The 12,127-nt window shown below is 50.5% G+C and carries 13 protein-coding genes; 3 read left to right on the top strand and 10 right to left on the bottom strand.

What is annotated here, in order from left to right; genetic code table 11:
* Nucleotides 1-17: 17 nt before the first annotated feature.
* The 6 genes from AC5E51_RS07885 to AC5E51_RS07860 all read right to left on the bottom strand — a co-directional run bounded on the left by AC5E51_RS07885 (nt 18) and on the right by AC5E51_RS07860 (nt 6,697).
* Nucleotides 18-1,085, bottom strand: coding sequence for an OprO/OprP family phosphate-selective porin (locus AC5E51_RS07885; protein WP_491778403.1), 1,068 nt, complete (start codon nt 1,083-1,085; stop codon nt 18-20).
* Between the two features lie 270 nt (nt 1,086-1,355).
* Nucleotides 1,356-2,072 carry a phosphate signaling complex protein PhoU gene (gene phoU / locus AC5E51_RS07880; RefSeq protein WP_068434673.1) on the bottom strand — a complete coding sequence of 239 codons (717 nt, stop codon included), beginning with the start codon at nt 2,070-2,072 and terminating at the stop codon, nt 1,356-1,358.
* 11 nt (nt 2,073-2,083) lie between these two features.
* Nucleotides 2,084-2,887 carry a phosphate ABC transporter ATP-binding protein PstB gene (pstB, locus tag AC5E51_RS07875; RefSeq protein ID WP_301181234.1) on the bottom strand — a complete coding sequence of 268 codons (804 nt, stop codon included), beginning with the start codon at nt 2,885-2,887 and terminating at the stop codon, nt 2,084-2,086.
* Nucleotides 2,888-2,919: 32 nt separating this feature from the next.
* Nucleotides 2,920-4,200, bottom strand: a complete 1,281-nt coding sequence (gene pstA, locus AC5E51_RS07870; protein WP_068434677.1) for a phosphate ABC transporter permease PstA — start codon at nt 4,198-4,200, stop codon at nt 2,920-2,922.
* Nucleotides 4,193-5,566 carry a phosphate ABC transporter permease subunit PstC gene (gene pstC / locus AC5E51_RS07865; protein WP_491778402.1) on the bottom strand — a complete coding sequence of 458 codons (1,374 nt, stop codon included), beginning with the start codon at nt 5,564-5,566 and terminating at the stop codon, nt 4,193-4,195. The genes pstA and pstC overlap by 8 nt, the downstream gene beginning before the upstream one ends.
* Before the next feature lie 87 nt (nt 5,567-5,653).
* Nucleotides 5,654-6,697 (bottom strand): PstS family phosphate ABC transporter substrate-binding protein, encoded by a 1,044-nt coding sequence (locus AC5E51_RS07860; protein ID WP_491778401.1) that lies wholly within the window; start codon nt 6,695-6,697, stop codon nt 5,654-5,656.
* Nucleotides 6,698-6,990: 293 nt separating this feature from the next.
* On the opposite strand from AC5E51_RS07860, the gene AC5E51_RS07855 reads away from it, so the two are divergent.
* The 3 genes from AC5E51_RS07855 (at nt 6,991) to AC5E51_RS07845 (ending at nt 9,381) form a co-directional block, all read left to right on the top strand.
* Nucleotides 6,991-7,533 carry a TRAP transporter small permease subunit gene (locus AC5E51_RS07855; protein WP_068434681.1) on the top strand — a complete coding sequence of 181 codons (543 nt, stop codon included), beginning with the start codon at nt 6,991-6,993 and terminating at the stop codon, nt 7,531-7,533.
* Nucleotides 7,526-8,902 (top strand): TRAP transporter large permease, encoded by a 1,377-nt coding sequence (locus AC5E51_RS07850; RefSeq protein ID WP_491778400.1) that lies wholly within the window; start codon nt 7,526-7,528, stop codon nt 8,900-8,902. The genes AC5E51_RS07855 and AC5E51_RS07850 overlap by 8 nt, the downstream gene beginning before the upstream one ends.
* A gap of 83 nt (nt 8,903-8,985) precedes the next feature.
* Nucleotides 8,986-9,381, top strand: coding sequence for an acyl-CoA thioesterase (locus AC5E51_RS07845; RefSeq protein ID WP_076514218.1), 396 nt, complete (start codon nt 8,986-8,988; stop codon nt 9,379-9,381).
* Nucleotides 9,382-9,620: 239 nt separating this feature from the next.
* Here the strand turns inward: AC5E51_RS07845 and AC5E51_RS07840 are convergent, their stop codons facing one another.
* The 4 genes from AC5E51_RS07840 to AC5E51_RS07825 all read right to left on the bottom strand — a co-directional run bounded on the left by AC5E51_RS07840 (nt 9,621) and on the right by AC5E51_RS07825 (nt 12,096).
* On the bottom strand, nt 9,621-9,908 hold the full coding sequence (locus AC5E51_RS07840; RefSeq protein ID WP_068434686.1) for a type II toxin-antitoxin system RelE/ParE family toxin: 288 nt from the start codon (nt 9,906-9,908) through the stop codon (nt 9,621-9,623).
* Between the two features lie 3 nt (nt 9,909-9,911).
* Nucleotides 9,912-10,190: a type II toxin-antitoxin system TacA family antitoxin gene (locus AC5E51_RS07835; RefSeq protein ID WP_491778399.1), complete on the bottom strand. Its 279-nt coding sequence runs from the start codon at nt 10,188-10,190 to the stop codon at nt 9,912-9,914.
* Nucleotides 10,191-10,327: 137 nt separating this feature from the next.
* The gene (locus AC5E51_RS07830; RefSeq protein ID WP_491778398.1) at nt 10,328-11,674 is read right to left on the bottom strand and encodes a hypothetical protein; all 1,347 of its coding nucleotides are present in this window, start codon (nt 11,672-11,674) and stop codon (nt 10,328-10,330) included.
* Between the two features lie 2 nt (nt 11,675-11,676).
* The gene (locus AC5E51_RS07825; protein WP_491778397.1) at nt 11,677-12,096 is read right to left on the bottom strand and encodes a hypothetical protein; all 420 of its coding nucleotides are present in this window, start codon (nt 12,094-12,096) and stop codon (nt 11,677-11,679) included.
* Nucleotides 12,097-12,127: the final 31 nt, after the last annotated feature.

Here is a 12,127-nt window from a genome sequence, read left to right as displayed (position 1 = left end):
AGATTAGTTAAACAGAATCAGAATACGAACTGAGCACGCGCACGGAATTCCTGCCCTTCATCAGAGGTAGCATCACCTTCAGCCACAGAGTACGACATCCCCAGACGAACGTTGTTGTTTGCATAGTAATTCAGACCAATACCGATTTCAGAGGCCTCGGTAGCCCCAAGCTCAGTATCTGAGTAGTTACCATCCCCCTGAGTAGCACGGACCACAACCTCGTAGGCGCCCTTGCTACTGGCAGGCTTGATACGCTTAAACTTACCAGCTTTGTATGGACGGGTCTCGCCGGTCAATACGTAACCGACCTGAACGTAGGAGCCCGCAAGATCGTCTGCATCATCGATACTACGCTGCATATATTCAGCTTGCGCATGTAGTGGACCAAAAACGCCAGCAAGTTCCAAGCCCGCAGTTAAGGTGTCTTCACCCTGGTTGTGACTACCAAGGCCAACGTGGACCAGTCCGCCATCAATATCGGCAGCGTAAGCCACACGAGCGGCCAGAAACATTTCGCTGGCTTCCGTTTTATCTTCACCATCTTCAAACAAGCCTACGCCATAATGCAGACCATCAATATCGCCTTTCACCTGGATGCCAGCAAGACGACCAACAGAGTATTCCTCGGTCACGGCGCTACGCTCAAGGAAAGTATTATCATTGGAAGAGGTGTAGTCTTCCAGGCTGAACTCAACCCGTTGATGACCGACAGAAATCTTAGCTGGCTTACCAAAACCTTCGTAAGTGATGTATAGGTCTTCCACAGTACCACCGGAATCTTCCCGTGCACCGTCATCGGTTTCTGACGCCTGATCAATATTGAACTGCGACTTGAGACTCCAGTCACCCACTGTACTTTTCACGTATATACGAGCACGACGAACATGGATGTCAGACTCGTCTGTTTCACCATTCTTTTTCGCCAGATTGTAGTCCCACTGCAAGCGTCCTCCCGTCTGGAATTTAATTTCTTTTTCCTGAGCCATCAGGCCGCCGCCGACTTTTATAATCAGATCATCTTTTTCATCTGCCTGAGCAAAACCTGCCGCGCAAGCGATAGCGATAAAGAGTGCTGTTTTTTTCATGCTTCTCATCCAGAGTTAGTTATGTGCAAGATGGTCTTGCTTAATAGTTACTGCAACGCACTGTGTTACAGGATGATGTCTACTCTATGGCACTTTTATTACAGCAATATGACAAATCAGTCATATTTGTGAAATCAAACTGTCATATTTAGAGAAAGCCATGCAGGAGCAAACAAGATATTGCGCTGCTTAGTATAGGCCAGTTTCAGGAAAGCAAAGGGAAAGTTCGCGCCTCAGGGGAGGTTGAGGCGCAAAAAGCGGGGGATCAGATCAATCTTCTTTCTGAGCGGTTTCTTCCATTTCTGTGAGAGAGCTGTGACGAACGTCTGTGCCACTCACAAGGTAGATAACCTGTTCAGAGATGTTGCGTGCATGGTCACCGATACGCTCAATAGCACGAAGAATCCAGAGGATATTGATCGCCTGGCCAATAGAGCGTGGGTCTTCCATCATGTAGGTGATCAGCTCACGCAACGCAGAAGCGTATTGCTTGTCGACCAGCTTATCGGTACGCACCACCTCAATCGCACCTTCAACGTCGTGACGGGCGAAGGCATCCAGAGCGCCAGAAATCATTTTCACCACTTCTTCACCCATGTAACGGATGGCTTGCTGGCAGAATTGTGGGTTCTTCGAGTCTTTTACTTCCAGCGTGTGAATTGCAATTTTACTTGCCTCATCACCGATACGCTCAAGGTCGCGAACCACACGTGACACAGCCAGAACCATACGCAGGTCTGACGCGGCTGGTTGACGACGAACCAGAATCTGAGTGCACTCGTTATCAATTGCGACTTCTGCTTTATCAACGTCATCTTCACGGCGGATAACATCATCGGCTAATTGAGTATCACCTGAACAGATCGCCTGAACCGCATGGTTTACCTGGCGCTCGACCAGTCCGCCCATGCTCATCATGTGGTTACGGATCGCTTCCAGATCGGCATTAAACTGACCAGAAATATGCTGGTTAAAATTCATTTCCATCGTACTGCTCCTTAGCCAAAGCGGCCGGTGATATAGGCTTCAGTCAACTGATGCTCAGGCGTTGTAAATACCTTATCTGTTGCATTCACTTCGATCAACTGGCCCAGGTGGAAGTACGCAGTGCGCTGTGACACACGGGCAGCCTGCTGCATCGAGTGAGTAACGATCGCGATCGTATAGTTCTCACGCAGCTCGTCGATCAGTTCTTCAATTTTAGCAGTTGCAATCGGGTCCAGTGCAGAACACGGCTCATCCATCAGAATCACTTCAGGATCAACCGCAATGGTACGCGCAATGCAAAGACGCTGCTGCTGACCGCCAGAAAGACCGGTGCCCGGTGCATGCAGACGATCTTTCACTTCATTCCAGAGGCCCGCACGCTGCAGACTTTTTTCAACGATTTCGTCCAGTTCAACACGTGACGATGCGAGACCATGAATACGCGGGCCATAAGCGATGTTGTCGTAAATCGACTTAGGGAAAGGGTTAGGCTTCTGGAAAACCATGCCTACCGTCGCGCGGAGTGGCACCACATCGACGCGTGGATCGTAGATGTTATCGCCATCCAGCAGGATTTCACCCGTGACATTACAGATGTCGATGGTGTCATTCATGCGGTTGAGGCAGCGCAGAAAGGTTGATTTACCACAACCTGAAGGGCCGATTAAGGCGATCACTTCATTCTGGCGAATATCCAGACTGACGTTGTAAATGGCCTGCTTCTCACCGTAAAACACACAGACGTCGCGAGCGCGAAGTTTCGCACCTTCGCTGAGAGGAGAGCCGACCGTTTCGTGATTTTCAATAATACTCATAACGTTATCCGATAATTTCTGTTTCAGGCCTGTTACCAGCGACGCTCAAGACGACGACGAAGCATAACGGCGGCAGTGTTCATAATGATCAGGAAGCCCAGCAGAACCATAATGGCGCCCGATGTACGTTCTGTGAAAGCGCGCTCAGGACTGTCTGACCACAGGAAAATCTGCACTGGCAATACGGTGGATGGGTCATTGATGAAGCCAGGAACATCCACGACAAAGGCAATCATACCGATCATCAGCAGAGGCGCCGTTTCACCCAGTGCTTGCGCCATACCGATAATGGTACCGGTCAGCATGCCCGGCATGGCCAGCGGCAGTACATGATGGAACACGGTCTGCATCTTGGATGCCCCCAGACCAAGCGCCGCTTCACGAATAGAAGGAGGTACCGCTTTAATGGCTGCACGACCAGAAATAATAATCGTCGGCAGTGTCATCAGTGTCAGAACGAGACCACCTACCAACGGCGTTGAACGTGACACACCAAAGATATTAATAAAGATGGCCAGGCCTAGCAGGCCGAAGGTGATCGATGGCACCGCCGCGAGGTTATTAATGTTGATTTCAACAATCTCTGTCAGGCGATTTTTAGGGGCGAACTCTTCCAGATAAATCGCTGCGGCCACACCGATCGGAAAAGACAGCAGGAAGGTCACGAGCAGAGTCAGCAGGGTACCGGTAATTGCACCACGAATACCCGCCAGCTCAGGCTCACGGGAATCCCCGTTCACGAAGAACGTGGTATTAAACTGAGTTTTAAGCGCATCACTTTCGATCCAGCCGGTAATCCACTCGAGCTGTTTTTCACTCAGGCGGACGCTACCGCTGTCATTACCGTACTCGTGCTTAAACCATTGGTCGACATCGTCATCGACCAGCAGGTCCACAGTCACGGTTTTGCCGATAATGGAAGGGTCTTCAAGAACCTGACTCTGAATCTGCCAGCCGGCACCAGAAGAAATCAGGCTGAACAGGCTACGTGCTTCTGAACGACCTTTTGGCTGAACGTCATTTTTAAAATGACGCTTAATCAGGCCGTCGTAGTTCGCACTCATGATGTCACTCTCGGATGAATCCGGGGTGATATCCAGGTAATCCCCATCGATCTCGATAGTGGTAGTCAGTACTGTCTGCGAGAAGGCCGATGTGCCTTTTGAAAAAATATCGCCAAACAGGACTACCAGACACAGCAGACCAAATAATACAGAGGCCATGCCGTACAGGCGGAAGCGAGTTTCAGCCGCACGGCGGCGACGCATACTGGCTTCGACTTTCTGACGCGTTGTCATGGTTGAATCAGTCATATTGTTCCCGGTACTTCTGTACGATCTTAATAGCTACAAAGTTCAGCACCAACGTCACAATAAAGAGCACGAGGCCCAGCGCGAAGGCAGCAAGTGTTTTCGGCGAATCAAACTCCTGGTCACCGACCAGCAGGGTCACGATCTGCACCGTCACGGTGGTGACACTGTCGAGCGGATTCGCAGTCAGGTTTGCCGCCAGGCCCGCGGCCATCGCAACAATCATGGTTTCACCAATCGCACGCGAAACGGCCAGCATCACAGCACCGACAATACCTGGCAGAGCAGCCGGTATAACGACCTGACGTACTGTTTCGCTGCGGGTCGCACCGAGGCCATAGCTACCGTCACGCAGTGACTGAGGTACGGCGTTGATCACGTCATCTGACAGCGATGACACGAAAGGAATGATCATAATGCCCATGACCAGACCAGCCGCCAGAGCACTCTCGGACGAGACATCCAGCCCCACCGACTCACCGACTCCACGAATAAACGGCGCGACAGTCAGAGCAGCAAAGAAGCCATAGACAACGGTCGGGATACCCGCCAGAACTTCGAGCGCCGGCTTGGCTAGCTGACGTACGCGTGAAGTTGCGTACTCAGAGAGGTAAATGGCCGCCATTAAACCGACTGGCACCGCAATAAACATGGCGATGGCAGAGATCAGAAGAGTACCAGCAAACAGAGGTACCGCACCGAAGCTGCCCGAAGAACCAGACTGGTCTGCACGCAGTGCCACCTGAGGTGACCAGGTCGTTCCGAACAGAAACTCAATCGGCGATACCTTCTGGAAAAACAGAACAGCCTCAAACAGAACACTGACGAGAATACCCAGCGTGGTCAGTACAGCGATCGCCGAGCTGGCAAACAGCATCACGCGAACGATGCGTTCAACTTCACCTCGGGCGCGAAGATCTGGCTGAATACGTCTCCAGGTCACAGCCACGCCCAGCAGGATCAATGACAGAATCACACCACCCTTGAGAACCGCAGCTCGCTGTTCAAGGTCGACCAGGTGTGCCGCGACAGAACCTAAATCACTCTGCCCCATCATTGCAGGATCACTGGCGATGTTATGAACCTTGGAAAGTGCCAGACGTACTTCTGCTTCACTGGCCGTACGGATGGCTTCAGGAAGTTGCATTGTCAGCAGCGCATCAACGATGCGAGGTTCCAGCATTACCCACATGATCAGAATGAGCAGAGGCGGCAGAGTAGTCCAGAGCGCAGTCAGAGCGCCGTAATGGGTTGGAAGTGAGTGCATACTCTCTCCCTGACCGGCAAGTGACCGGGCGCGATTACGTCCGAGAAAGTATGCTGCCCCCAGCGCGATCAACAACGCGATTAGCAAGGTACTGTAGTTCATGGGTTACTTCTGTCAGTAAGTGTTTTGAATGCACAAAAACCGGGAGTGCACTCTGCACGCCCGGCTTTCAACAGACAGCTGTCTGTCTTATTTAGCGGAGATTGTCTTCAGATTCTCGACAGTATCAACCACTTTTTTATATTCCTCTTCAGTCATAGGGATCATGCCCTTGTCTGCGAGGTAACCGTATTCGCCCATCGCTTTGTCAGATACGAACTCAGCCAGGTACTCTTCAATGCCAGGAATCACGCCAACGTGTGCTTTCTTAACATAGAAGTACAGTGAACGGCTTACTGGGTAAGAACCGTCAGAGATTGCGTCAAACTCTGGCGCCTGACCTTCAACGATAGAACCGTGAACTGTGTCAGCGTTCTGCTCAAGGAAGCTGTAACCGAAGATGCCAAGTGCGTCTGGGTTAGCAACCAGCTTCTGAACGATCAGGTTGTCGTTTTCGCCTGCTTCAACGTACGCACCGTCCTCACGGATACCGTGACACAGAGCTTTGTACTTGCTCTTATCTGTTTTCTTCATCTCTTTGATGAACGGGAATTTCTTACAACCGCCTTCCATAGCGAGCTCAACGAACGCGTCGCGGGTACCAGACGTTGGTGGCGGGCCAAGCACTTCAATTTTCTTCGCTGGAAGTGTTGGGTTAACGTCTTTCCAGGTCTTGTATGGGTTGTCGATCAGAGTTTCAGAACCGTCTTGCGCTGGAACGACTTTCGCCAGAGCCAGGAAGATGTCTTTACGAGTCAGTTCGTACTGTGGTGCTTCGTTGCTGCCGGCCAGTACAATACCGTCGTAACCGACCATCACTTCAACGATGTCTTTAACGCCGTTTTCTGCACACAGATCGATTTCAGACTGCTTGATCGCACGAGAAGCGTTAGTGATGTCAGGCGTGTTCGCGCCAACGCCCTGACAGAACAGCTTCATACCACCGCCTGAACCGGTAGACTCAACTTTTGGTGTAGGGAAGCTTGACGACTTACCGAAGCGCTCAGCAACAACAGTAGAGAACGGGTAAACAGTAGAAGAGCCTACGATGCTGATGTAATCACGCTCAGCGTAAGCGTTTGAGCCAGTCATGGTTGCCAGCAGAGCGGCACCAGTCAGAAGTACTTTTTTCATGAGAGTGTCCTTCATGTTGTGTGGCATGTTGTATGCCTGAGTCACTTGATTTCGGATGCTGGCCATTATCAGGATGGTATATTACAGAAATGTGACAAAGCGGCAATTTGTTACACCCACATGACAGTTATATTACACCCGACCTCGACACTGCTGCGCCCAGCCCCCACAGAGTTCTCGCTACTGAGTTCTCGCTACTGAGGGGCCGCCGACCCTGATATACTCCCGCCCCGTCTACTATCCGGGTTCCATTACCCTGCTCCACAGCGATATCACAAGGGATGTCATAAGGGATGTCACAGTTAATACGCCTGATTGATCGTTTTACATCGGCCACCGGCCGGGTAACCCGCTGGTTGTCACTCTTTATGGTGCTGGCTACCTGTTCTGTTGTTGTTCTGCGCTACCTGTTTGATATGCCATCCATTGCCCTGCAGGAAGGCGTGATGTACCTGCACGCATCTTTGTTCATGCTGGGCGCCGCCTACACCTGGCAACAAGGCGGACATGTACGCGTTGACGTATTTTACCGGGGCTGGACAGAAGAGCGCCGTCGATGGGTTGAACGACTTGGCATTCTTCTTCTGGTATTGCCGACCAGTCTGTTTCTACTTTGGGCGAGTTGGGAATACGTCGGCAATGCCTGGGCGATCCGCGAACGCTCTCAGGAGGCCGCAGGCCTGCCTTTTATATATCTTCTGAAAACCTTAATTGTGGTCTTACCTGTCACCCTGATTCTGCAAGCCATCGCTGAACTACTGCGCACTTTTACTGGGCTGAACACTGATTCCGACATAAATACCAACGACAGCAGCGAGGCAAATCACCATGGCTGAGTTTATGCCTCTTGTGCTGTTTGCCGTTGTCTGTCTGGTCCTTATGTGTGGTTTCCCGGTGGCCTTCACGCTGGCAGGGACTTCACTGCTCTTCGCGGGTATTGGTTTATTAACCGGCACCTTTGACCCGGCCTTTCTTAATGCCATGCCGAACCGCATGTTCGGTATTCTGTCTAACCAGATACTCGTCGCTGTGCCCCTATTCGTTTTTATGGGGGTAATGCTGGAGAAGTCGAAGATCGCGGAGCAGTTGCTCCGCAATTTAGGCCTGTTATTTGGCCCGGTACGGGGTGGTCTGGGTTTCTCCGTGATCATTGTCGGCATGCTGCTGGCGGCCAGCACAGGTATCGTCGGCGCAACCGTGGTCACCATGGGGCTGATCTCATTACCCGCGATGCTGCGCAATGGTTATAGCCCATCACTGGCGAGCGGCACTATATGTGCCACAGGGACACTCGGTCAGATCATTCCACCATCGACTGCGCTCATTATTCTCGGCGATGTGTTATCCAGTGCCTATCAGCAGGCGCAGCTCAAGATGGGCATATTTTCGCCAGAAACTGTCTCCGTTGCCGACCTGTTTGTGGGTGCTCTTATCCCCGGATTAATACTGGTACTCGGCTATTTTATTTACACCAGCATTGTGGCCATATTTAAACCCGAAGCTGCTCCAGCGGTTCAGGATCGTGAGCCTCTGTCACCAGGCTTTATATTCGAGTTACTCAAAGGCCTCCTTCCTCCACTGCTGCTGATTGTCGCCGTTCTCGGCTCGATTCTTACCGGTAAAGCCACGCCTACCGAAGCTGCGGGTATTGGTGCATTCGGCTCATTGCTACTCGCCATTGCGTACGGCCAGTTCAATCTACAACGTCTGCGCGAAGTGATGGATGCGACCCTGCAGGTCACCAGCATGATCTTCCTGATCTTTATTGGCGCTGCTCTATTCTCGCTAGTGTTCCGAGGCTTTGGCGGCGAAGAGCTGGTTCATGAAGTATTCAATGACCTGCCCGGCGGTGTTTTCTCTGCCATGTTGCTGGTAATGCTGGTGATCTTTCTGCTGGGCTTTATTCTCGACTTTATCGAAATCACCTTCGTGGTCGTACCGATTGTCGCTCCAGTACTAGTGGCGATGGGCATCGACCCGGTGTGGCTCGGCATCATGATCGCCATCAACCTGCAGACGTCATTCCTCACGCCACCGTTTGGTTTCGCGCTCTTCTATTTACGCGGCGTCGCGCCGCCCGAGCTGCCCACCCGGACGCTCTACAAAGGCGTTATTCCGTTTATTGTTATTCAGGTGGCGGTTCTGGGATTACTGGCCGTGTTCCCTGAACTGGCAACATGGTTACCCGATCAGATATACGGTTAGACGAAAGAGGCCCCGCACCCTATACATTGGCACGCCATGCGGTACAATTTGCAACCAACAGAATAATAAAAGCCGGTGTCCTCATGGAAAAGACCGAAGACAACCAACCGTCACCTGAAGGCAGCCTCACCTTAAAGCTGCTGCCAACCCGTGCCGACTGCAATATCCACGGCGATATCAGCGGTGGCTGGGTCGTTGCTCAGATGGACCATGCCGCAGAGTCAGACGCCAGCCGGATCGCCCAGGGGCGCATCGCCAACGTCGCGATGGAATCCGTTGTGTTTATGTCGCCAATCCGTCTTGGCGCCGAAGTATGCATCTACACCCGCCTGTTAGAGATTGGCACCTCATCCATCCGCATCGCCGTTGAAGCCTGGACCCGCAACCCGACAGAATCCGCCGAGCGCAAGGTTGTGGATGCAGTGTTTGTGTACGTGGCAATTGATGGGACGGGACGAATCAGAGAAGTACCCAGATAAGAGTACCGCGGTAAGAGTGCTCCTCTTGGAGCAAGTCAGCTAATAAGTCTCTGAGGGAGCAAATCAGCCTTAAGTTATCTGTGGGAGTAAATCAGCTAATAAGTATCTGTGGGAGCGAATCAGCCGGAGGCTATTCGCGATCAACTGGCGTTAACCGCCAAGCGGGGAGAAGCTCCGCGCCTACATAGCCCCCCAAAAATGCTGACTAGGCGCTTGCGTTTGCAGCACTGCATTATGAATCAATTGTGGTCGGGGAATTTTTGTTTCTGATGTAAGACACGAAGAACGTGGATGGTGTTCTCTTTTAGGAAATACAAAACAATCATTGATACCTCTGGGATGATCAATAATCTACCCGGTAACCCTTCCTTTTCTACCCCCATCAATGGTTGCTGAATCAGATTTTCAACCTTCGACTCAATGATCGCATCCGCCTTATCTGCAGCTAATGGATTAAACGCATAGAGATATTCAAAAATGCGCTCGCGATCGTCCAGTGAGGTTTTTTCCCAAACGATGGCAATCATCCCTTAGCCTGTATTCCGGATTTTACTTTTCCGGGCTTCCATATCCATACGTGCATCTTCATGGCTGACAAACTCACTCTGGCCACTTTCTAACTTACTGAAGGCAGCATTAACCTGCTCTGTCAGCCACTGGTCGTGAGTCATTACCTTGCGTTGCTGTTCAGCCAGCTGCTCTGTGAGCTCCCTGCAAGCATCACTCAGCGTACGCCCCTGACTTTCGGCCATTAACTGGGCCAGACGTTTTGTTTCTTCATCAACTCGGAACTGTATACGGGTGTCCATCCTGAGCCTCTCTTCTATACATACAAACCGAAAATGTACACACAAACGTTAGCACAGGATCAAAGATCATCGCAAGACAAGGGCCATCAGCCGGATAACCCAAGCCGCATCGCTATCGAATTTCAGGCTTAGCTTCTCTACAAGTTCAACTCATTCTTAACTTTGATAAGTTTGAACTCCTGATCCGTCTTATCAAGGCCAGCGACCGCGGTAATTATCAAAGCTCCGGACGTCAGTAACTTCTTAGCCTGGCAATCATCAGGAAGCGCAGCAAGAATCGGCTGATACCATTCCGGCGAAAACTGCATGGCTTTCTTTTTATTGAAATAAAGCTGTACGCCACCATCATCGATCTCATTAAGCCCGATTATTAAAGCCATCGTCTGCCCTTCGTCATCCTCAGATTTCATTAACAGATCAAAACCCGGCGCATCTTTGATTTCAGGGAAAGTCACCCATTCCCACCCCCGGCTCGATAGCATACTTTTGGTCAGTGCGTACTGAGCTTCATGGAGCTTGCGGGCATGTTTAGCTTCATCAGAGTTATTCTCTGTACGCGTGTATAGGCGAATTCGCTCTGCTTGTTGATGAATCGTCAGCGGTGGCTCGCCGGGTTTGGCGGGCGACAACTGATCGACATTAGCGATGTACATGGCTGTGTCACGATTAATCGGCTTCCAAATATCAAAGTCATCCATGCACTTAAAGTCATGAGTGTGTGCTTCCGCAGGAAGTGACCCAAGCCTGATAAGCTCCATCGGAACGTAGTCGCACTCGGGGTCGATCTCAAAACCATTCAGATGAGCAAGCTTGGTATAAATGAAACCCCAGCCATAGATGACGTCTTTTATGGCTGAAAATGTCAGTTCACCATTTCGTTTCTTAAGGTGCTTATTCTTGCATAGCTCTTTTAAGGCACTTTCCATTCTCTCTGGGTCTTGAGAGGCCAGCGCCAGATAGAACTCGTAATCAATCCCCATAGACGCATATTCGAACTTTCCATGCTCAATGGCCGCCTCAGCCTCCTGAGCGACACGCTCCCAATCTTTAAGAAGTGCGTAATGCAACACCATGTACAGATGTTGATAGGTCCCCGGGATAAAACACTTCGAGATGCCCTTACTGACAAGCACCAATTCATTGGCAAAATATTGAGTGATCCAATGAAGGATTTCCTGATGTCCACTCAGCAGCGCCCAGAATACCTCACTGGCATAACCAGGACGCTGCTCGGGGTGAAAATGGAATGCTGCGGTATTCAAGTAACAATGTCTAAAAGCATAAACCCGTGCGAGATGGCTATCCTTTTTCAAGAGCAGCGCATGCAGAGAGCACCCTCGATACACATTACCGAAATGTACCAGTCTTGCTCCGCCATTTTCTCCCATATACGAGATCGTTGAATCAGCATATCCGTCAACATATCTTGATAAATCCTGTACTGCTAGATTCATCTTGACAATAACGTTATTTGACAAATTCATTATTAAAAAATCTCATCGAGCTTAACAACAGAAAATTCACCAGTCTTCTTATCCAAGCCTGCGACACCTTTGAGTAAAGTTCCATTGGTTTTAGCAGAATAGATCTTGCTCTTCAGTAACAACTTGGCCTGTGCCATATCTCCGTCATAATCGAGATTTTCCAGGACGTTATCGACCCACTGACGGGACATCTGCACACCATTATTCGTATTCGCAAGAGCAGCAGAACCGTTCTTAAGCTGTTTGGTATCAACAATCATGACATGCTCAACGCCGTCGATTTCTGTAATAAATACATGATCAAATCCATTGACGGTATTGTACTTACCACCATCCAACTGAGTAAATCCTCGGGATTCAAGCAAATTCCTAGTCAGCAGTTCAGACTTTTCACCCAACTCCTGATTAATAGCATTAATCACATCTGCGGACTCACCATTCGCACGGACTTCT

Source organism: Thalassolituus sp. (genome assembly GCF_984348125.1).
The sequence above is the reverse complement of the archived record's forward strand: the minus strand, read 5'-3'. Positions and strand labels throughout refer to the sequence as shown.

Coding starts and splice junctions, on each gene's coding strand:
- AC5E51_RS07860 (WP_491778401.1), bottom strand. CDS start 6,697: ATGAAAAAAGTACTTCTGACTGGTGCCGCTCTGCTGGCAACCATGACT.
- pstB (WP_301181234.1), bottom strand. CDS start 2,887: ATGAGTATTATTGAAAATCACGAAACGGTCGGCTCTCCTCTCAGCGAA.
- pstC (WP_491778402.1), bottom strand. CDS start 5,566: ATGAACTACAGTACCTTGCTAATCGCGTTGTTGATCGCGCTGGGGGCA.
- phoU (WP_068434673.1), bottom strand. CDS start 2,072: ATGGAAATGAATTTTAACCAGCATATTTCTGGTCAGTTTAATGCCGAT.
- AC5E51_RS07850 (WP_491778400.1), top strand. CDS start 7,526: ATGGCTGAGTTTATGCCTCTTGTGCTGTTTGCCGTTGTCTGTCTGGTC.
- AC5E51_RS07855 (WP_068434681.1), top strand. CDS start 6,991: ATGTCACAGTTAATACGCCTGATTGATCGTTTTACATCGGCCACCGGC.
- AC5E51_RS07840 (WP_068434686.1), bottom strand. CDS start 9,908: ATGATTGCCATCGTTTGGGAAAAAACCTCACTGGACGATCGCGAGCGC.
- AC5E51_RS07885 (WP_491778403.1), bottom strand. CDS start 1,085: ATGAAAAAAACAGCACTCTTTATCGCTATCGCTTGCGCGGCAGGTTTT.
- AC5E51_RS07830 (WP_491778398.1), bottom strand. CDS start 11,674: ATGAATTTGTCAAATAACGTTATTGTCAAGATGAATCTAGCAGTACAG.
- AC5E51_RS07835 (WP_491778399.1), bottom strand. CDS start 10,190: ATGGACACCCGTATACAGTTCCGAGTTGATGAAGAAACAAAACGTCTG.
- AC5E51_RS07845 (WP_076514218.1), top strand. CDS start 8,986: ATGGAAAAGACCGAAGACAACCAACCGTCACCTGAAGGCAGCCTCACC.
- pstA (WP_068434677.1), bottom strand. CDS start 4,200: ATGACTGATTCAACCATGACAACGCGTCAGAAAGTCGAAGCCAGTATG.